The sequence below is a fragment of the Kitasatospora sp. MAP5-34 genome (assembly GCF_029894335.1).
In the GTDB taxonomy this organism is placed as follows: Bacteria; Actinomycetota; Actinomycetes; order Streptomycetales; family Streptomycetaceae; genus Kitasatospora.
The window spans coordinates 52,269-72,446 of the sequence record NZ_JARXZC010000022.1; the positions used below are offsets into that span (position 1 = coordinate 52,269).

15 protein-coding genes are annotated in these 20,178 nt (G+C 68.7%); 9 read left to right on the top strand and 6 right to left on the bottom strand.

Annotated features, from left to right (window positions below):
* Positions 1-14 precede the first annotated feature (14 nt).
* The 6 genes from P3T29_RS19130 to sbnB all read right to left on the bottom strand — a co-directional run bounded on the left by P3T29_RS19130 (position 15) and on the right by sbnB (position 5,571).
* Complete coding sequence (locus P3T29_RS19130) at positions 15-281, bottom strand: phosphopantetheine-binding protein (protein ID WP_280717726.1); 267 nt, start codon at positions 279-281, stop codon at positions 15-17.
* Between the two features lie 10 nt (positions 282-291).
* Positions 292-1,161: a 3-hydroxyacyl-CoA dehydrogenase family protein gene (locus P3T29_RS19135; RefSeq protein ID WP_280717727.1), complete on the bottom strand. Its 870-nt coding sequence runs from the start codon at positions 1,159-1,161 to the stop codon at positions 292-294.
* A complete protein-coding gene (locus P3T29_RS19140; RefSeq protein WP_280717728.1) occupies positions 1,158-2,357 on the bottom strand; it encodes a hypothetical protein in 1,200 nt (399 codons plus the stop codon). The genes P3T29_RS19135 and P3T29_RS19140 overlap by 4 nt, the downstream gene beginning before the upstream one ends.
* Positions 2,354-3,481: an acyl-CoA dehydrogenase family protein gene (locus P3T29_RS19145; protein ID WP_280717729.1), complete on the bottom strand. Its 1,128-nt coding sequence runs from the start codon at positions 3,479-3,481 to the stop codon at positions 2,354-2,356. Before P3T29_RS19145 ends, P3T29_RS19140 begins: the two co-directional genes overlap by 4 nt.
* A 65-nt stretch (positions 3,482-3,546) precedes the next feature.
* On the bottom strand, positions 3,547-4,515 hold the full coding sequence (locus P3T29_RS19150; protein ID WP_280717730.1) for a 3-oxoacyl-[acyl-carrier-protein] synthase III C-terminal domain-containing protein: 969 nt from the start codon (positions 4,513-4,515) through the stop codon (positions 3,547-3,549).
* A 21-nt stretch (positions 4,516-4,536) separates the two neighbouring features.
* Positions 4,537-5,571, bottom strand: a complete 1,035-nt coding sequence (sbnB, locus tag P3T29_RS19155) for a 2,3-diaminopropionate biosynthesis protein SbnB (RefSeq protein ID WP_280717731.1) — start codon at positions 5,569-5,571, stop codon at positions 4,537-4,539.
* A 375-nt stretch (positions 5,572-5,946) separates the two neighbouring features.
* Here sbnB and lat point away from each other — a divergent pair, with 375 nt between their 5' ends.
* The 9 genes from lat (at position 5,947) to P3T29_RS19200 (ending at position 19,946) form a co-directional block, all read left to right on the top strand.
* Positions 5,947-7,305: an L-lysine 6-transaminase gene (lat, locus tag P3T29_RS19160; protein WP_280717732.1), complete on the top strand. Its 1,359-nt coding sequence runs from the start codon at positions 5,947-5,949 to the stop codon at positions 7,303-7,305.
* A 32-nt stretch (positions 7,306-7,337) separates the two neighbouring features.
* A complete protein-coding gene (gene sbnA, locus P3T29_RS19165; RefSeq protein WP_280717733.1) occupies positions 7,338-8,336 on the top strand; it encodes a 2,3-diaminopropionate biosynthesis protein SbnA in 999 nt (332 codons plus the stop codon).
* Positions 8,333-9,181 carry a formyltransferase family protein gene (locus P3T29_RS19170; RefSeq protein ID WP_280717734.1) on the top strand — a complete coding sequence of 283 codons (849 nt, stop codon included), beginning with the start codon at positions 8,333-8,335 and terminating at the stop codon, positions 9,179-9,181. The genes sbnA and P3T29_RS19170 overlap by 4 nt, the downstream gene beginning before the upstream one ends.
* Positions 9,178-10,440 carry a Zn-dependent hydrolase gene (locus P3T29_RS19175; protein ID WP_280717735.1) on the top strand — a complete coding sequence of 421 codons (1,263 nt, stop codon included), beginning with the start codon at positions 9,178-9,180 and terminating at the stop codon, positions 10,438-10,440. The genes P3T29_RS19170 and P3T29_RS19175 overlap by 4 nt, the downstream gene beginning before the upstream one ends.
* Positions 10,437-11,972 carry an aldehyde dehydrogenase family protein gene (locus tag P3T29_RS19180; RefSeq protein WP_280717736.1) on the top strand — a complete coding sequence of 512 codons (1,536 nt, stop codon included), beginning with the start codon at positions 10,437-10,439 and terminating at the stop codon, positions 11,970-11,972. The genes P3T29_RS19175 and P3T29_RS19180 overlap by 4 nt, the downstream gene beginning before the upstream one ends.
* 145 nt (positions 11,973-12,117) lie before the next feature.
* Positions 12,118-15,600, top strand: a complete 3,483-nt coding sequence (locus P3T29_RS19185) for an amino acid adenylation domain-containing protein (protein WP_280717737.1) — start codon at positions 12,118-12,120, stop codon at positions 15,598-15,600.
* A 72-nt stretch (positions 15,601-15,672) separates the two neighbouring features.
* Positions 15,673-16,215 carry an SET domain-containing protein gene (locus tag P3T29_RS19190; protein ID WP_280717738.1) on the top strand — a complete coding sequence of 181 codons (543 nt, stop codon included), beginning with the start codon at positions 15,673-15,675 and terminating at the stop codon, positions 16,213-16,215.
* 105 nt (positions 16,216-16,320) lie between these two features.
* The gene (locus P3T29_RS19195) at positions 16,321-17,877 is read left to right on the top strand and encodes an amino acid adenylation domain-containing protein (protein ID WP_280717739.1); all 1,557 of its coding nucleotides are present in this window, start codon (positions 16,321-16,323) and stop codon (positions 17,875-17,877) included.
* A 77-nt stretch (positions 17,878-17,954) separates the two neighbouring features.
* Complete coding sequence (locus P3T29_RS19200) at positions 17,955-19,946, top strand: LpqB family beta-propeller domain-containing protein (RefSeq protein WP_280717740.1); 1,992 nt, start codon at positions 17,955-17,957, stop codon at positions 19,944-19,946.
* Positions 19,947-20,178 lie beyond the last annotated feature (232 nt).

Genomic DNA, 20,178 nt, shown 5'->3' on the forward strand with positions numbered 1-20,178 from the left:
CGGATCGGCGGCTGTTACCGGAGTCCGGTGGTCGTCACGCTCAGCGAGGACGTCCGGCTTTCGATGAAGGCGCAAATGCTTTCGACACTGCGGAAGTTGGTCAGGCGGAGGTCGTCGGCCCGGACCGGGATGTCGAAGTGGCGCTCGACCCACGTGACGATCTGCATGGCCATCAGGGAGCTGAGCCCGCCAACCGCGAACAGGTCGTCACCGTCGGCGAACTCCGCCGGCATCCCCCGCTCGATCAGGAACTTCCGGACTTCGTCATGGATGTGATTCATCGTCAACTCTTTAAGAAGCGTAGGAATAGAAGCCATGTCCGGACTTGCGGCCAAGCCGCCCGGACTCCACGTACTCGCGCAGCAGGGAGGAGGGGACGAACTTCTCCTCGTCCCGGTGCGTGGCCAGCACCTCCAGCGAGAACAGCACGGTGTCGAGGCCGATCAGGTCAGCGGTCTCCAACGGGCCCATCTGGTGTCCCAGGCAACCGCGCATGAGCCGGTCGATGCCGGCCGGATCGCTGACCCCCTCGGCGACCAGGTGCACGGCCTCGTTCACCATCAGCATCGCGATCCGGTTGGTCACGAACCCGGGCGAGTCGTTGACCACCACGGTGTCCTTGCCGACCCCGTGCAGCCGGGCCCGCATGGCGGCCACCGTCGCCTCCGAGGTGAGCGGGCCGGGGATCACCTCGACCAGGCGCTTCAACGGCACCGGGTTCATCAGGTGCACCCCGACGACCCGCTCCGGGCGGCTGGTGTACGACCCGAGGACGCCGATGGGGATGGCCGAGGTGTTGACGCCGAACGGAACCCCGGGCGCGCACACCTGGTCGAGGTAGGAGAGGACCTCCTTCTTGACGGCATGGTTCTCCGTCACGTTCTCTATCAGCCAGTCGCTGCCGGCGGCTGCCCCCAGGTCAGTCCCCACCGTGATCCGGTCGAGCACCCGGCGCGGGTCGTCGACAGCCAGTTCGGGCTGGAGCATGCCGTACATGCGGACATTGGCCTCGATCTGCTCGAGCGCGCGGTCCAGCGCCTGCTGGTCCTTGTCCAGCAGCAGCACGTCCTCCCCCGCCACCGCGAACGCATGGGCAGCCCCCACGCCCATGGTGCCCGCTCCCACGACGGTGACCTTCCGTCGCTCCGAATCGCGTGTCATACGGCATCTCCTTCTACCGCTCCCAGCAGGGCGGGCCAGCGGCTTTCATCAGGTCCGAATTGGGTTAGCACTGCGTAGACCAGCCGTTCCAGGCCGACACCCACGCAGGCCGAGTGGACGTCGGCAGCGCCGTCGCCACGGATGTCGAAGCTCTCGGTGAAATGCGTGCGGTGGATGTTGAAGGAGGCCACCGCCAAGGACTCCGTGGCGCTGATCGGCAGCCGGAGTTCCTGCTTCAGGTCGAGCATGCGCTGCGTGTCCGCACGCCCCGCATCCGCGCCGGAGGCGAAGAAGGGATCGTTGGCGCGCTCGCACCAGCCGGCCAGGCCGAGTTCGTCGACGAGGTCCTGCACCTGTCCGCGCAGTTCCGCGACTGCCGCCTCCACCTGCTCCGGCGGGCCGAGGAAGACGGTCTCCCGGATGGTGAAGTCACTCAGCCGCTCGGCCGTGCGGTGGTAGCGGGATTCGTGCCGGAAGGCCGCTCCTCGGCTGGTCACACAGGTGAGCCCGGCGGGAACCTGGGAGCCGGCGAACTGCGCGAAGGTGTGATAGCACATGGTCGGCGGCAGGACCCGGTCCACCGGTGCCGCGTTCTCGAGTAGCAGCCGGCCGAGCTCCGGAGTACCGCTGCTGCGCGCGAGGTGCTCGTACACCGGCAGTTCGCCCTGGATCCGGGAGGCGAAGTACACGTGCTGCGGGAAGGACCCGAAGTAGCCGCTGCGCTGCAGGACAGCCAGTGGCAAGGTGGCCGGGTACTGGTGTTCCTGCGCCGTGAACCTCGAGCCGACCCGGCGCAGCAGCGCCCGGTCGAGCTGCCGGTAGAGGCGGACGGCGCCCTCTGCCAGAAGCACCTGTCCCGGCGCGATCTCCTTGAACAGCCCGGCCGAGGTCAGCGCGTCGAAATCGTGGAGGGCGATGTCGCCCGGATCCCGGGAGGACTTCCAGAACTCGATGCCTGGCAGCCCCCAGCGGTTGCGGATCTCCCGGTCGACGAAGTCGTTGAAGGTCTTCTCCAGGTCGGCCGTCCCCGGATCGCCGTCGATCTCCAGGGAGATCTCCGTGACGGACCCGTCCGCGTTCCGGTGCAGTGTGAAGTCGTGGATCCGCTCCGAGAGGAAGAACACCTGACGTCCGAGCTCGTGGATCTGGGACTGGTCCGTCAGCGGGACGCGGAGTGGCAGTTGACGAGTGATCATGAGGCAGCCCCGCTCACGACCAGGCCGGACATCGCGGCGATCGCGGAACGCTGGATCTCGGAGGTGCCTCCGTAGATCGTCGCCGCCAGGCTGTCACGCACCTGCCGCTCGGCCGGAGCCCCTGCCAGGAACCCCGCCGCGCCCCGCAGTTGCAGCAGGTCGAGCGAGATGCTCTTGAGGGCCTCACTGACCCACAGCTTCAGCATGCATGCCTCCTCGATGGCCAATTGGCCGGCCTTGACCTTCCAGGCGAGCTTGTGCAGGAGCAGCTTCGAGGTCTCCACGCGCACCTTGTGGTCGGCGATCCGGTGCGCGACGGACTGGTTCGACCCGATGGTGCGGCCGAACTGGCGGCGCTCGTTGCAGTGCGCCACCATCTCGTCGAGGAGTCGTCCGAGGGCGCCGACCTGCGTGGCGAACATGAATCCGCGCTCCCAGACCAATCCGGTCTGGAACATCTGGTAGGCCCCGCCCGGTTCGCCCAGCAGCGAGGTCGTCGGCACCGCACAGTCCTCGAAGGTGACCTCTCCCATCGGCGTTCCGCCGAGTCCCATCTTGGTCAACGGACGTACCGTCAACCCCGGTTGGGTGCTGGGCACCAGGAAGGCGCTGATGGACGCCTGGCCGGGGGCGCCCTCGTCGGTGCGGGCGAAGACCACGAACAGGCCTGCGACAGGCCCGTTGCTGATGTAGGTCTTCCGGCCGTCGATGACGAACCGGTCGCCGACACGGCGCGCCACCGTGCGCATCGACAGTACGTCGGACCCCGCCGTCACCTCGGTGAGCGCGTGGGCACCGATCACGGATCCGGAGGCCAGAGCGGGCAGCCACTCGGAGCGTTGTTCCGGTGTGCCGTGATCGAGCAGGTAGGTGGTGCAGGCGAACAGGTGGTTGTTGACCGCGAACAACAGGCCGTTGTCCGCGCAGCCGGCCCCGAGGGCCTCCAGGGCCAGCGCGGCCGACAGTGGGTCGAGCCCGGCCCCGCCGTATTCCTGGGGAGTCAGCCAGCCCAGCACGCCGTACTGCGCGCAGGCCTCCCAGCCGGCCTTGTTGAAGTCGGATTCGTCGAGGCCCTCGCCGAGCCGGTCCAGGCCGGACGCGAATGTCCGAGCCCCGACGATCATCCGTCGTTGTTCTGTGGTAGCAGCGAAATCCAAGGCAACCTCTCAACTCGGCCGCGGCCGAGATCTCAGACGCGCCAGAGGCTGGCCGACCACGCCGCCACGGCACTGTTGTTCAGGATCAGCACCCGATCCCCAGGACCGACGTCGCCGGTCCTGAGCAGGGCATCGAGATTGGCGACGACGTCCATCGCCCCCAGGTGGCCGTATCGCTCGAAGACGTCACGGCAGACCGGGTGGATCGGTGTACCCAGCAGGTCACCGTAGAAGTCGAAGGCCCGCGCCGAGACGTTCTGCATGAGTACCGCGCCGACCTCCGCCAGAGTCACACCGGCGGTGTCGAGTACCCGGTCAGTCAACGCCGCGAGCCGGTTCCGGCTCTCGAGGGCGAGCTCGAAGGTGTACCGCGCGGGGTCGGAGCACTCTTCGGCCCAGCTGTGCCAGGGTGTGCGCTTGTAGTCGACCTTGAACAGGTCGTGATAGCTCCCCTCGGTCTCCAGCGCGTGCGCCTCCAGCACCGGGCGGCCGCCGCGGACCAAGGTCATGGCAAAGGCCCCGTCACCGACCACGGTCACCGGCGGCCGCACTCGCAGCCGTCCGGTCGGCTTGCTTCCGTGCGTGATGACGATCCGGCTGCGGGCGGGGTCGGCGCGCAACAGGTCCCGGCCAATACCCCAGGCCGCGCTGGAGCCGACACAGCCGAGCCCGTCGACGGTGAAAGCCATGCCCGCCGACAACTCGGCGGCGTACTGCACCTTGGTGGCGTCACTGCCGAGCAGTGTGTCCGGGGCTCGACCCGCACAGTGCAGCAGCACGTCCGCGGACCGGTCGCCGGCCCCGAGGAGCCTCCGGCAGGCCTCGGCCGCCAGATCGCTCTGCGACAGGCCCGGGAATATTCCCACCTGCCGCGCTCCGGATGCCGCGATGAAGTCTGCGTCGGCTTCCGGTTCGATCTCGCCGATCGCCAGGGTGGAATCGGGCAGCAGGCAATAGATCTCGCCTATTCCGATGGATTCATCGGGCTTTCCGCGTGCCACTTTCCACTCCTTTCCATTTGCTTAATAGAAGTCAAGAATATTTTGGGCTCGACCCGTGGAGACCGCCACGCCGTAGACAAAATCAGCGACGGCGATATCGAGGACGCCAAGCCCGAAAGGAGAGAATATTCGCGGCCTGGCAGCATCCGGCTCCATTTCCCCGGCCATCAGCTGCGCCAGGGTACCGGAGATCAGCGAATCTCCGTGGAGCTCCACGGAAAGCCCCATGGACGTCTTCTCGCGCAGCGCGTGGACGGGATCGTCGACGATATTCTGGGCATGGCGGAGAACTTCCGCGCCCAGGTCCCGCAGCGAGATGTGAAGAATAGTGTGCCGCGGCTTGACAAGGGCCGCATCGAGAAAGTACGGCTCGCTTGCGGTCGTGGCGAAAAGCACCAGATCGGACTCTTCCACGACTGCGGCCGCGCTCGACACCGCAGCCGTCTCACCCGCGAAGCCGCGCCGGAAGGCGTCCGCCCGCGCAGCGTCGAGGTCGTGCACGACGGTGCGCCGGAAGGACCAGCCGTCCGCCTCCAACTGCCCCAGCACCGCCCGCGCGATCGGGCCGCAGCCAATGACGCCAAGAACCTGACCTTCGGTCTTCCGATGCAGCTCCCGGGCCGCCAGCGCCGCCGAGGCGGCTGTCCGCCCTGCGGAAATGGCCGACGCCTCCAGGCAGGCCACCGGAAATCCCGTGGCCATGTCATTGAGGATGATCACGGCGGAAGCGCGGGGCAACCCCTGGGCGAGGTTCCCGGGAAAACTGGAGATCCACTTGATGCCGGCCCGGTCGACCTCGTCGCCATGATCACGCGCAGGCAGCGCGATGATGCGGTCGCGGGGACGGTCGGGGAACTTGAGAAAGTGGCTCTCCGGATTCGTGGAAAGTCCTTGATGGTAGCGAAGATACGCCCCGCAGACGACTTCACGCAGCTCGTTCCGACGGGAATCGATGATATCGGAGACCGTCGTACCCGTGACAACCTTGAATACCGGATTCGATTGCTTCCCCGCGCTCGAACCGCTGGGAATATCAAAGTTACGCAGCAATTCCATGCCGTCAACCCCCATGATCAACTCTCGACCGGCGACACACTATGGATGCCCGTCCGGCCTGGTCAAGTGAGGATTTTCCTCAGTCCCCACGTAGCGGGCCCGCTGCCATCTGCTGACGCCTCGCGCGCAATTGACGTTGACGACGATACGCCCACGCTGCGATGCTGGCGGGAGCTTGATCGACTCTGATCGCGGCAGCACCATCCGGACATTGGGGGCATCCTCCCAGCTCCGTCGCGAGTCGATTCCTTTTCTTTTCCCTAACTCCTGCCCCGGATGCACGCCCGAGTGTCTCGGCCCGCACGGGGTTCACCGGAACCGAACGAACCAGCCGCGCTGGAACTATGGGGGTCTTGTTCCGTGAAAATGACAGATGTGGCTCGGCATGCCCCGAAGCAGGCGCAGGGCGGGCAGGAGCCGACGCCGCAGGACGTGCACCGCCTGCTGGGCCGGCACGTGTTGGCCGACGGCTTCGACTTCGTACTCGACCTCGAGGCCAGTCGCGGGAGCTGGCTGGTCGACTCACTGACAGGTCATCAGTACCTGGACATGTTCACCTTCTTCGCCTCGCTGCCGCTCGGAGTCAATCCGCCCGTGCTCACGGAGGATCCGGACACGGTGGCGGCGCTACGCCTGGCCTCGATCAACAAAACCGCCAATCCGGACACCTACACGGCCGCTTATGCCCGGTTCGTGACGACTTTCGCCCGCGTCCTCGGTGATCCGGCTCTGCCGCACCTGTTCTTCATCGACGGCGGGGCGCTGGCTGTCGAGAACGCGCTGAAGGCCGCCTTCGACTGGAAGGCGCAGCGGCTCGGCACCGACACCGCCAACCACCTGTCCGTGCTGCACCTGGAGAACGCCTTCCACGGCCGCAGCGGTTACACGCTGTCGCTCACCAACACCGACCCGGCCAAGACGGAGCGCTTTCCTCAGTTCGCGTGGCCGCGCATCCCGTCTCCCGCGCAGCGCTTCCCGTTGGACCGGTACACGGCGCAGAACGCGGCGGCGGACGCGAGCGCACTGGCGGCGGCTCGAACGGCCTTCGAGCAGGCCGGCGGCACGATCGCCTGCTTCATCGCGGAACCCATCCAGGGCGAAGGCGGCGACAACCACCTCAGCGCACACTTCCTGAAGGGTATGCAGGAGTTGTGCCACGAGTTCGACGCCCTGTTCGTACTCGACGAGGTCCAGACCGGCTGCGGTTCCACCGGCACGGCGTGGGCGTACCAGCAGCTCGGCCTGGAGCCCGACCTGGTGGCGTTCGGCAAGAAGACCCAGGTGTGCGGTGTCATGGGTGGCCGACGGATCGACGAGGTCCCCTGCAACGTGTTCCAGGTGTCCTCCCGGATCAGCTCCACCTGGGGCGGCAACCTCACCGACATGGTCCGGGCGACCGCGCTGCTGGAGGCGATCGAGCGCGAGGACCGGTTCAGCCTGGTCGCCCGGACCGGCGCATACCTCCAGCAGCAGCTCGGCGCGCTGGCCGCCCGGCATCCCGGGGTCCTCGAAAACCCCCGGGGCCGCGGTGTGCTGGCTGCCGTGGATCTGCCCGACCAGATCACCCGTGACCTGGTGCTGGCCCACCTGTACCGAGTCGAGCGGGTCATCGCGCTGCCCTGCGGCGAACGCTCCCTGCGCATGCGACCGGCGCTGAACATCAGCATCGGCGATGTAGACCGGGCCATCGCGGCACTGGACCGCTCGGTCCTCGCCGTCGGCGCGAGCGCATAAGGGTCGACGACTCAAGAGTGCCGAGGATACCGATGACGATAGTGCAACACCCGTTCGAGATCACTGCTCCGCCTCTCTTCCTGGACCTGAACAAGATCACGGGGCGGCGTCTCTACCTGAAGTTGGAGGGGTACAACGCCGCCGGTTCCATCAAACTGCGCACCGCCTCGGCCCTGGTCCGGCATGCCGAGCGGACCGGACGCCTGAGGCCCGGCGACACCATCATCGAGTCCTCCTCGGGCAACCTCGGCGTCGCGCTGGGCGTCATCGCCGCCAGCTGCGGCTACCGCTTCATCTGCGTCACCGACGTCCGCTGCAACCACTCCACGCTGAACCTTCTGCACGCCCTCGGCGCCGAGGTGGTGATGATCGACACACCGCACCCCGTCCACGGATTCCTCCAGGCCCGCCTGGACTACGTACGGTCGCGCTGTGCGGCGGACCCGCACCTGATGTGGCTGAACCAGTACGAAAGCCAGGCCAATCGGCTGGCGCACTACGAGGGCACCGCGCCGGCCATCGCCAAGGCGGTCCCCGATCTGGACGTCCTGTTCGTCGGGGTGGGGACCGGTGGCACTGCGATGGGGTGCACACAGTACTTCCGTGAGCACCACCCTCGGGTCCGCGTGGTCGCCGTCGACGCAGAGGGCTCGGTGACCTTCGGCGGGCCACCGCGCACCCGCTACATCCCCGGCCTCGGCTCGGGCCTGAAACCGCCACTGGTGGATCCGACCGTCTTCGACGACGTGGTGGTCGTCACCGAACGCGAGAGCGTCCGGTGCTGCCGGCAACTGGCCGGCGGCGGACTGCTGGCCGGCGGCTCGACCGGAACCGTGGTCAGCGGCGCGCTCCGCTGGCTGGCCGACCGGGGCGACACGGTCGCCGTTGCCATATCGCCCGACCTGGCGGACCGCTACACCGACACCATCTACGACGACACCTGGGTGGAGCAGCATCTGGCCGAACAGAATCTGCCCGACCTGCCTGATCTCCACTTCGCCGGTGTCGCCCTTGCCGAGAAGGTCTCATGACAAGTCCCTTGCTGTGCGAACCCACCCTGCACGCCGCCTTCCTCGTCGATGCCTGGGGTGGCCGCTCGGACTCCGAGACGGCGCACCCCGTGTACATCCGCGAAGCCGCCGACCCCGCGCTGCTGGAGCGGCGCCTGGCCGTCCACGCCGAGCTGGCCGGCAGCCGACTCGGCACGAGTCAGGAGCGCAGCCGGGTGGAAGCGGTGTACGGCGCCCTGAGTCCGACCGATCTGGCCATGGTGCGCATGTTCGGCCTCCCTGGGCTCCAAGCCCAGCAAGACGCCCCCTACCGGCAGTTGGGCACGACGTTCAATTCGGTCGAGGCCCGCGGGCTGATCCGCGGGGAATGGCCCGGCAGCCCCGTGTTCGTCTTCCTGGACGAGATCCTCGTGCCCGACTGGCTCATGGCGGGCGACCCGCCCGTGATCAACGGGCACTCGGCCGTGCTGCCCCACGCGCGGGGCATGCACGCGCTTGAGCAGGTCGCGGCGACCGGGGACCGCGAGCGCTTCCTCCGGGCCGCAGGGGCAACCGTGCACTACGTCGATCCGGGTGTCGACACGGGAGCCGTCATCCGGACCGAGCGCCTGGCGGACCCGTTCGGGTACGAATCCCTCTGGGGATGCAAGGCCGGAGCCTTCGGGCTCGCGTTCGATCTGCTGATGCAGGTCCGCACGCAGCTGACCGAGCCGGGCACCGTCGCCCCGGGCGGAACCCCTCAACCCCGTGACGAGACACCCGCGTTCCGGCGCCGGACGTTCGACGACGGGACAGCGGGCCGGGCGGCGGCCCAGTACACCGCCTGGCGGACCGAGACCGAGGAGTGGGGGCGACGCAGCGCATGACGGACCAGTTGGAGGTCGACCCGGAGCAGTTGTGGTCGGCGCTGGAGGAACTCGGGTCCTTCGGCCGCTACGAGGCCCCGGAGGCAGACCTGTTCGGTGTCTCCCGACCGGCACTCTCCCCCGCCGATGTCGCGGCGCGACGGTGGATCATGGCCCGCATGGAGGAGCTCGGGCTCACCGTGCAGGTGGATTCCGTCGGCAACGTGTTCGGCCGGCTCGAGGGCTCTGAACCGGGACGGTCGCCAGTGGTGATCGGTTCACACGTCGACAGCGTGCCGCAAGGGGGTGCTTTCGACGGAGCACTGGGGGTCCTGGCCGCACTGGAGGTGGTGCGCACCCTGCGCAGTGCAGCGATCGTGCTCCGCGGACCGCTGATCGTCGCGGTCTTCACGGAAGAAGAGGGCTCACGCTTCGGCGTGGACATGCTCGGCAGCGCCGTCGCCGCCGGACGGATTCCGTTGGCCGAGGCCCTGGCACTCCGGGATCCGGACGGGGTGACCCTCGCCGAGGCTCTCCGTGACACGGGCTTCGCCGGCCCCGGATTCGTTCTCGACGCTCCGCTGGCCTATCTCGAGATCCACATCGAGCAGGGCCCGTTGCTGAGTTCGTCGGACTCGGACATCGGTGTGCCGACCGGGGTCCAGGCGATCTCGTGGCACGAACTGACAGTCGTCGGACGGGCCGCCCACGCCGGTGCGACCCCTCCGCAGCTCCGCGTGGACGCGGCCCGCGCCGCGACCCGGTTGGCGGACAGGATGTTCGAGTACGCCTCGGACCACCAGGACCACGGCCTCACGGCCACCGTCGGTCGTATGCTGCTGGAGCCCGGCGTCACCAATATCATCCCTGGTACCGCCCGGTTCAGCCTGGATATGAGAGCACCCGACGACGAGGTGCTCACGGCCGCCGAGGCGCATCTGCACGCTCTCGTCGAAGAGGTCCGCGCCGAACGGACCGGGCTGGCCTGCGAGTCCCGCCGGACCGTGCGAACTCGGCCGGTGCCCTTCGCCGAGTCTCTGCGCCAGGTCGTCGCGGGCTGGGCTGAACGGCTCGGCTACCGGCACCGGTCCTTGATCTCCGGCGCGGGGCACGACGCACAGGAGATGGCCGCTCTGTGCCCCTCCGCCATGATCTTCGTTCCCGGTCGGCACGACGGCATCAGCCACTCGCCGAGGGAATATTCCGAACCGGACGCCTGCGCGAAGGCAGCCACCCTGCTTCTCCACGTCGTCCGCACTCTCTGCGAGGAATCCCCGTGACCGACACCTTCGACTCGCTGCCCAGCACCGAGGACCTCCGAACCCGTGCGCTGGACGCGCTCACCCGACTCGGCGTCACGGTGCCGGAGGGCGACGGGCTGCGGGCCCGGACGCCGATCACCGGGGAGGAACTGTTCGACCTGCGGGCGGACACCCCGGCGACGGCCGAAGACGCGGTCTCCGCTGCTCGGGCGGCATTCCTCCGTTGGCGTGCCACTCCGGCCCCTCGTCGGGGGGAACTCGTCCGCCGGCTCGGTGAACTGCTGCGCGAGCACAAGGCCGCGCTCGCCGAACTGATCACGATCGAGGCCGGGAAGATCCACTCCGAAGCGCTCGGCGAAGTGCAGGAGATGATCGACATCTGCGACTTCGCCGTCGGCCTCTCCCGGCAGCTCTACGGGCGTACCATCGCCTCCGAACGGCCCGGCCACCGCCTCGCCGAGACCTGGCACCCGCTGGGCGTGGTCGGTGTGATCTCGGCTTTCAACTTTCCTGCCGCAGTGTGGTCCTGGAACACGGCAGTGGCCCTGGTCTGCGGCGACACCGTGGTCTGGAAGCCCTCCGAACTGACCCCGCTGACCTCGCTGGGCTACGCGGCGCTGCTGGCCCGCGCCGCCGAGGAGGTGGGCGCGCCGGCCGATGTGCACCGGCTCCTGCTCGGTGACCGCACTCTGGCCGAAGTGCTGGTCGACGACCACCGAGTCGCCCTGGTCAGCGCCACCGGCTCGACCAGGATGGGGCGCGAGGTCGGACCACGGGTCGCGGCACGCTTCGGGCGCAGCCTGCTCGAACTGGGCGGCAACAATGCCGCCGTGGTGACGCCCTCCGCCGATCTGGACCTCGCCGTCCGCGCCATCGTCTTCGCCGCCGCGGGAACCGCCGGGCAGCGGTGCACCACGCTGCGACGCCTGATCGTCCACAACGAGATCGCCGACCAGCTCACGGACCGGCTCGTCGCCGCATACCGACACCTCACCCCGGGAAACCCGTTCGACTCCACGACGCTGGTCGGGCCCCTGATCTCCGCCGAGTCCTACCGAACCATGCAGGACGCGCTGGGCGCTGTCCGGGCGGACGGCGGAAAGGTACTGGTCGGCGGAGGCCGCAGGCTCAACTCGCAGGCCCCGCACGCGGTGTACGCGGAGCCGGCCCTCGTCCGCCTCGACCGGCAGACCGACGGCGTCCGGCAGGAGACATTCGCACCGATCCTGCACGTCCTGACCTACCGGGACCTCGACGAGGCCGTGGCCCTGCAGAACGACGTCCCGCAGGGCCTGTCCTCCAGCATCTTCACCAACGACCAGCGCGAGGCCGAGTACTTCCTCTCGGCCGAAGGGTCGGACTGCGGCATCGCGAACGTGAACATCGGCACCTCCGGCGCGGAGATCGGCGGTGCTTTCGGCGGCGAGAAGGACACCGGCGGCGGGCGTGAGTCCGGCTCCGACGCGTGGCGCGCCTATATGCGCTCGGCCACCAACACCATCAACTACTCAGGCCGACTGACGCTGGCCCAGAACGTCAACTTCCTCTGACCAGATGCGAACTCGGAGCCCCGAAGAGGCACCCGCCCAGCCGGGGCCCGCAGACCGCCCACCGCTGCGGCCCGGCCCGGCGGGCCCGGAACCGGCGCGACGACTCCGCGTTCCGGACCGATGCGAACGAAAGGTACCGCGGCTGATGGCAGCCTCCTCCGTCCCGTCCTCGACTCTGACCGCCGTGTTCGCCGACCGGGTCGACCGGCACCCCTCCCGCCCCTCGCTCCGAGCGGCCGACGGCCGGTCCTGGACGTACGCCGAACTCCGCACCTGCGCAGTCGCCCTGGCAGCGGACCTGGCCCGACTCGGAGTCGGTCGCGGGGACCGTGTCGCGGTGCTGGGCGGACGGACCGCCGACACCGTTGTCGCGCTGCTCGGCGTCCTCCACGCCGGTGCCGCCTACTGCGTGATCGATCCGAATGTCCCCCTCCCCCGGCGCGACCTGATCCTCGCCGATCTCGCCCCGGCCGCGTTGGTGATCACAGACCCGAACGAGGGAACCCCGGCTCCCGACCACCTGCCGCTCGTCCGGCTTGCCGACCGCACCGACCTCGCCGCCTCCTCGTGGCAGCCGGTCGACGGCGACCCGGGCGACGCCGCGTACGTCATCTACACGTCGGGTTCGACCGGCACCCCCAAGGGCATCGTGGTGGAGCACCGCAGCGTGCTCAACATGCTCTCCTCGTACGAGGCCCTGGCGCCGGCGCCGGAGGCGTTCACGGCGAGCCTCCTGGCACCGCCGTCGTTCGACGTCTCGGTGTGGGAGATCTTCTCGGCGTTCCTGTACGGCGGCTGCCTGCACGTACCCGACCAGGCGTGCTTGCTGGACGGCGAGGCACTGTGGCGGTTCCTTGACGGCGATGCGGTCCAGAGCGCCTACGTCCCCCCGGGGCTGCTCGCGCCCCTGGTCCAGGCGGCGGAGCAGGAAGGCGGGGGGCGGGCGGCCCGGGTCCTGGTGGGGGTGGAGCCGATTCCCCAGGGGCTGTTGGCCCGGTTGGCGGCCGCCGTGCCGGGTCTGCGGATCGTCAACGGATACGGGCCGACCGAGACCACCGTCACTGCCACCCTGCACCTGGTGGGCCCGGTCGAGGACCCCCACCACCGGGTCCCCATCGGCCGTGCCGTCGCCGGTTCCACAGTCGAGGTCGTGGACGAGCTGCTGGAACCGGTCCCCCAGGGCGAGGTGGGCGAAATCCTGGTCTCCGGTGCCTGCCTCGCCCGAGGCTACCTGGACGGAAGCAGCAGGGGATTCGTCGAGGTCCGGGGCAGGCGGGTTTTCCGCACCGGCGATTTCGGACGGTTCCTGCCCGGCGGCGTCCTGGAGTTCAGCGGCCGTCGCGACGGACAGGTCAAGCTGAGGGGGTTCCGGGTCGAGCTCGCCGAGGTCGAAGCCGCCCTCAACGCGATGGAGGGAATCCGCAGGGCCCTCGTGTTCGCCACGGGCGAGAGCGGAGAGAAGCGGCTCATCGCGGCCGTCGAGGCTCCTGCCTGGGTGCGGGGGACCGACATCCGGCAACAGCTGGCCGAACAGCTGCCCCCGCATGCGATGCCGTCCCGGATCATGGTGCTCCCCGCCTTCCCGGTGACCGCCAACGGAAAGGTGGCCACCGATGCGCTACTGGCCATGGATCAGGAACGCCCCGACGGCGCAAAGCCGTTCGTGGCCCCACGGACGGAGTGGGAGAGCCGCGTTGCCGCCGTCTGGTCGGAGGTCCTGGGTGTCAACGCGGTCGGCATCGATGACAACTTCCATGAACTCGGCGGAACTTCACTGGACGCGATACACGTCGCCGCGCGCCTGCGCGACGACGAGCGGCCCGTCTCGACGGCGACCGTGCTGTCCCGTCCCACCATCCGGGCCCTGGCCGACGGGTCAACGGACGACCAGCAGGTGCGGGCGGCACCGGTCGAGCCGGGAACCTACCCGGCCAGCCGCGCCCAGGAGGGGCTGTGGGCCTGGCGAGAACTGCACGCGGACGCCACGGCGACCACGGTCGTCCACGCCATCCGACTGGACGGACCGGTGGATGTGGCAAGGATGCGCCGCGCTTTCGCCGCAGTCGTGGCCCGCCAGGAGAGCCTGCGCACCACGTTCGCGGTGAACACCGACGACCGCTTGGAGCAGCGGGTGTCCGCGCCGGCGGCGGTGGACCTCCCCGTCGTCCGGGTGGGGTCCGCGAGCGAGGTCGACGAGCTGCTCCGGCTCCGGCTGGACCGGCGCTTCGACGTGACGGTCCGACCGTGGGAAGCCGAGCTGGTGCTCGGCGACGAGTTCGCGGTGCTCGTCTTCGCCGCAGACCATCTGGTGTTCGACGGCGAGTCGGCGGAGGTACTCCAACGCGACCTCGCCACCGCGTACGACGATCCCGACATCGCGCTGCGACGTGTGGGCGGACTCGCCGCACTGCACCCGCTGCTGACCCCCGGGGCCGACCGACGCGACGTTCTGCACGCGTACTGGCGCGAGGCGCTGGCCGGCTTCCGCGCCCAGCCCGCGCTGCCTCCGCCCGCCCCGTCGTACCGGACGGACCGGACGTACCGGACGGACCGGAGAGTGCACATGCAGAGGCGCGAGGTCAGCACCGCAACTTGGCAGGCTGTGCTGGAACTTGCCAGACAAGCGGGGACAACACCGTTCACGGTGGTACTCGCCGCGCTGAAGGCCTTCCTGCGACAGCGCACCGGCGCTTCTGTCCAGACCGTGACGATCGCGATCTCGCAGCGTCGGTTGGTGGACTGCGCAGACGCCGTCGGGCATTTCGTCAACCTGGTGCCCGTGAGCGACCAGCTCACCGTGGACGCCTGCGTCCGGCTGTCCTTCGCTGACTACATCGGGCAGGTGGCTGCGCTCGCCCGGCAGGCGGTCGAGCACAGCGATCTGAGCTACGAGGACATCCTGGAGGACCTCCCCGGGTCGGCCGCCCGCGGCGATTCGGGCCTGGCCCGGGTGGTACTGAGCCAGCAGGTACAGGCTCTCGCACCGCCGGTCACAGCCTCGGACGGCCTGCGCTTCCAGCCGTGGCGCGAAGTCCCGGTCAACTCCATGTACGACGTGTCGGTCTTCCTCACCGAAGCGGCCGGGTCCGACGCGACCCGGATCGAGTGGGCGGTGGACGCGGCGAAGACCCTCCCCGGCTCACCCGAGCGCACGGCCACTGCCTTCGCGGCGTTCCTGGATGCTGCGGTCGCGGCACCGCTCACCACGATCGCTGCTCTGGAGCCGCCTGCCCAGCAGGGCCCGGAAACAGCGACCGAAGGGGTGCACGGCAGGCTGCGGGCCGCCAGCCGTGCTCTCGACCGGCCCCCGGTGTCGAACACCTCCGGGGAAAGCCGGCCCGAGGCCGTTGTCCACCGGGTCTGGGCCGACCTGTTGGAAACCCCGGAACTCGGCCCCGACGACGACGTCTTCGAATTCGGCGCAAACTCCATGATGGTGCTCTCCGCCTCCCGCAATATCAGCCGGGAACTGGGCACGGAAGTACCTGCACATATGGTCTACTCAGAACCGACCGTACGCTTGCTGGCGGCCCGCCTGACACCAGAGAACGTGCACGAAGAACTGGACGGTCGAGTCCGGAGCATGCGCGACCGGGCAGATCGGGTCCGCCGGTCAAGGTCCAGATGACCCCGCCGCTCGTCGAGCGTCTGGACATTTCTCCCACCTGCTTTCCCGACCTTCCGAAAAGGATTGGACAAGATGTTCCGCACGTTTTTCCCGGTGACCACCGGCGAGTCGGCCGTTGACGGCCTCGGGGTTTTCGCCGGAATCGCACTGGAGCCCGGCCAGGCCGTCTTCACCTTCGAGGGGACGCGACTCGATCGAGCCGAGTTCTTCGCGCACCGGGAGGGTCGAAAGTATTCCGACGTGGCCTACGATGCAATCCAGATCGACGACGAGTTCCACCTGGTGGACAAGCGGGAGACCCTCCATGTCAATCATTCGTGCGACTCCAACCTGTGGATGTCGGACCCCACGACCTTCTCCACGCGTCGGGCGGTGGCCGCAGGGGAGGAGTTGACCATCGACTATGCGCTGCTCGGCGACGTCGCGGCGAGGCTCGTCCCGGGAGACTGCCGTTGCGGCACCTCCTACTGCCGCAGCGAGATCAGGGGGGACGACTGGAACCGTGAGGAGTTGCAATCGCGCTACGCCGGCGGATTCACGCCGTTCCTCGCCCGGCGCATCGCCGCAGGGGCGGAATCCGGCGGTGCACGCCCCGTCGCGCCGCTCACGGACTAGCCGTCCGCGACCGCTTCTTCCGGACGGTGGGAGCAGCACCTCTCCGTCCGCCGCTGTTGATTTCCATAGGTATGGGACCTCGTCCGCCGACCCCGGGAGTGGGAAGTGCATCTGTCCAGATCCGAATCACTGGTTGACCTTTTCGGTTCCGTCGCCCGGGAGAACTCGGAGTCCATTTCCGTGGCGGGGGGCGGGGAGTCGATCACCTACGGGGAGCTCGATCGGAGGTCGGACGGGTTGGCGCGGCGGATCCGCGCCCTCGCCCCGGGCGGGCCGGTCTTCGTCGGGGTGGTCGCCGACCGCTCCCCGGGCAGCGTGGTCGGCATGATGGCCATTCTCAAGGCAGGCCACGCCTATGTGCCGCTGGACCCGTACTACCCGCTCGAACGACTGCACTATCTACTGGACGACGCCCAGGTCTCGCTCGTGGTGGGCCCCCGGGACATCACCGAGTCGTTCGCCCCGCAGCACCTGGGGGTGCTCGACCCCCGGGAGATCCCCCGGGAGGCGGCTCCGGAGGCGGCTCCGGAGGAAACAGCGGGGGTGTCGGACGTGCGGATAGCAGGGTCCGACCCCGCCTACATGATCTACACCTCCGGGTCCACCGGAAACCCGAAGGGCTGCGTCGTCACGCACGCCAATGTGCTGTCGATGCTGCGGGCAGCCCTGCCGCTGTTCGACGTGTCGGCGGACGACCGATGGAGCATATTCCACTCCATGAGCTTCGACTTCTCCGTGTGGGAACTCTGGGGAGCCTTCGCAAAAGGCGGCCGGGCAACTCTGGTGCCGGCCGATGCCACACAGACACCGGAAGCCTTCATTGATTTCCTGGCGGCCGAGAAAATCACCGTACTCAACCAGGTTCCATCAGTTTTCCGCCACCTGGCCAAGGCGCACGCGGAGCGGCCGGCGGCCCTGCCCGCACTGCGTCACATAATATTCGGCGGGGAGAAGGTCGACCTGGACTGCGTCCGCAGGTTCAGCTTGAGCTGCGGAAACCGTGCCCCCGAGTTCACGAACATGTACGGAATCACCGAGATAACCGTGCACGCAACCTTCAAGCGGCTGACCGACGCGGACTTCGAGAGCGGCATCAGCTCTCCTATCGGCCGTCCTCTGTCGAATCTCTCGATCAGCATCAGGGACGAGCACGGGGTGGAACTCCCGCCGGGCGAGACCGGTGAGATGTGGATCACCGGGGATGGCGTGGCCCGTGGCTACCACCGTCGTCCGGACACCACGCAGAAGAGCTTCGTCCGCCTCTCCGACGAATTTACGGGAACTCGCTACTACCGCAGCGGTGATCTCGCCCGCGCCCTTCCTGGCGGGGAGTTCGAGTATGTCGGACGAGCCGACCAGCAAGTCAAGGTCATGGGTTTCCGAATCGAGCTCGGGGAGATCGAGGAGGTACTCAAGCGGCATCCCTACGTGGAAGACGCGGTCGTCGCACTCGTTCCCGACCGGACCGGAGCGAAGTCCCTGGTGGCATGCTTCGTTCGGCGAATTGAGGACGATCAGCAGGTCATCCGCGAGCTCCGCTCCTACGCCTCCTCGAAACTTCCTCGCCATATGGCTCCGAACCGCTTCCGGGCATTCGATGAATTCCCTCTCAACAACTCTGGGAAGACCGACCGCAAGGCACTTATGGCTACGTTCCACTGAGGCTTCCGATCCGCGATCGCAGGCCGGAAGCGGCTCCGCAGCAACCAAATCAGGGAACCTGACGAAAGGATCACCGTATGACCGTCACCGCCCCCTACGGCACGTGGCAGTCACCGATCTCGGCCACCGACGCATCGACGCAGAGCGGACACCCGGACTGGCTGGGCACTGTCGGCGCCGAAACCTGGTGGACGGAACCCCGGCCCGCCGAGAACGGACGCTTCACTCTGGTCCGCCGCCACCCGGACGGCCGCACCGAGGACGCGCTGCCCGCCCCCTGGAACGTACGCAGCCGAGTGATGGAGTACGGCGGCGCACCCTGGACGGGGCAGGCCGGCGAGCAGGGTCCCGTCATCGTCTTCACCCACTTCGCCGACCAGCGCCTGTACCGCGTCACCCCTGACACCGCACCGGCCGTACCCGTCGCGCTCACCCCGGAGCCGACGGAGTCGGCAGCGCTCCGCTATGTCGACCCGATCATGGTCGGCGACGACGTGTGGTGCGTCCGCGAGACCCACCACGGACCGGACTCCGCCGCCGTCAGTCGTGACCTGGTCGCCGTCCCACTCGACGGCTCGGCCGCCGCCGACCCGTCCGCCGTCGAAGTGCTCGCCGCCGACCGGCACTTCATCACCGGCCCCCGACTCTCACCCGACGGCCGCCGGGTCGCCTGGATCGGCTGGGAGCACCCGGCGATGCCCTGGGACAGCACCGAACTGCGAGTCGCCGACATCGGCCCGGACGGATCCTTCGGCGCTCCGCGCACCGTCGCCGGCGGGCCCGAGGAGCCGGTCTGCCAGGTGGAGTGGGCAAGCCCGGATGAACTCCTCTTCTCGGGTGAGCGCGACGGCTGGTGGAACCTGCACCGGCTCGACCTCACCACTGGTGCCGTCATGGCTCTCCACACCGCCGAGGAGGAGTTCGGCGGTCCGCTCTGGCAAGTCGGCTGCCGCTGGTTCGCCCCGCTGTCCGACGGTCGGATCGCCGTCGTGCACGGGCGTGGCACCACTCGTCTCGGCTTCCTGGACCCGGCGTGCGCCACGCTGACCGACGTCCCGGGTCCCTGGACGGAGTGGGCCCCGACCCTCGCGGTCCCCGCCGACGGTACCCGTGTCGTCGCCTGCGGTGCGGGACCCGCCAGATCCTATGAGGTCGTGGAAATCCGCCCCGGTACCGGCGGTGCCGTGCCCTCCGCCGAGGTGATCGGCCACCCGCACACCGACAGCGTCGACCCCGCGTACCTCTCCAAGCCGTATGCGCGCACCTTCACCGGCCCGGGCGGTCGCGAGGTGCATGCAGTCGTCCACCCTCCGCGCAACCCCGACTACGCGGGCCCCGAACACGCGCTGCCGCCCTATGTCGTCTTCGTGCACGGCGGCCCGACTTCCCGCAGCCCCATGGTGCTCTCGCTGTCGATCGCCTATTTCACCAGCCGCGGCGTCGGCGTACTGGACGTCAACTACGGTGGCTCGACGGGCTTCGGGCGCGCCTACCGCGAACGGTTGCGCGGCCAGTGGGGCGTGGTCGACGTCGAGGACTGCCAGGCCGCCGCGCTGGGGCTGGTCGCAGAGGGCCTCGCCGATCCGAACCGGCTGGGCATCCGGGGCCGCAGCGCGGGCGGGTGGACCGCCGGAGCCTCGCTGGTCTCCGTCACAACCTATCGCTGCGGCACCCTCTACTACCCCGCCCTCGACCTGGTCGCCTTCGCCTCCGGCGGCACCCACGACTTCGAATCCCGCTACCTCGACGCGCTGGTCGGCCCCCTGCCCCAAGCGATCGACCGCTATCGCGACCGCTCCCCCGTCAACCGCACCGACCGCCTGACGGTGCCCTTCCTGCTGCTACAAGGCCTCGACGACCGGGTCTGCCCGCCTGAGCAGTGCGAGCGTCTCCTCGTGAAAGCGGCCGGTCGCGGTGTCCCTCACGCCTACCTCGCATTCGAGGGCGAAGGACACGGCTTCCGGCGACTGGAGAACCAGACAGCCGCGCTCGAAACCGAATTCGCGCTCTACGCCCACGCCTTCGGCTTCGACCGTCCTGACCTCACAGCATTGGACTGGCGCGAGTAGCCCACAGCCCCGCTGGGGGCTCCACCGTCGACCGTCGGACCTGCGCGACCCTGTCGCCGGATTCGTAGCGTTCGGCTGACGTGCGGCCCGGTGGGAAGGGATGGTGGTTGGGTCTCATCGGCACTCCTGGGCAAGGGCAGCGTGCGGCTCGGCGCCACCACACTGCCCTTGCCCAGGAGTTGTGCAAGCCCGACAGTTGCCGTAGCGGGACACGGCGTCATCCCGGATGGCG

Coding starts and splice junctions, on each gene's coding strand:
- P3T29_RS19190 (WP_280717738.1), top strand. CDS start 15,673: ATGTTCCGCACGTTTTTCCCGGTGACCACCGGCGAGTCGGCCGTTGAC.
- P3T29_RS19145 (WP_280717729.1), bottom strand. CDS start 3,481: ATGATCGTCGGGGCTCGGACATTCGCGTCCGGCCTGGACCGGCTCGGC.
- P3T29_RS19135 (WP_280717727.1), bottom strand. CDS start 1,161: ATGACACGCGATTCGGAGCGACGGAAGGTCACCGTCGTGGGAGCGGGC.
- sbnA (WP_280717733.1), top strand. CDS start 7,338: ATGACGATAGTGCAACACCCGTTCGAGATCACTGCTCCGCCTCTCTTC.
- P3T29_RS19170 (WP_280717734.1), top strand. CDS start 8,333: ATGACAAGTCCCTTGCTGTGCGAACCCACCCTGCACGCCGCCTTCCTC.
- P3T29_RS19200 (WP_280717740.1), top strand. CDS start 17,955: ATGACCGTCACCGCCCCCTACGGCACGTGGCAGTCACCGATCTCGGCC.
- P3T29_RS19130 (WP_280717726.1), bottom strand. CDS start 281: ATGAATCACATCCATGACGAAGTCCGGAAGTTCCTGATCGAGCGGGGG.
- P3T29_RS19185 (WP_280717737.1), top strand. CDS start 12,118: ATGGCAGCCTCCTCCGTCCCGTCCTCGACTCTGACCGCCGTGTTCGCC.
- P3T29_RS19175 (WP_280717735.1), top strand. CDS start 9,178: ATGACGGACCAGTTGGAGGTCGACCCGGAGCAGTTGTGGTCGGCGCTG.
- sbnB (WP_280717731.1), bottom strand. CDS start 5,571: ATGGAATTGCTGCGTAACTTTGATATTCCCAGCGGTTCGAGCGCGGGG.
- P3T29_RS19140 (WP_280717728.1), bottom strand. CDS start 2,357: ATGATCACTCGTCAACTGCCACTCCGCGTCCCGCTGACGGACCAGTCC.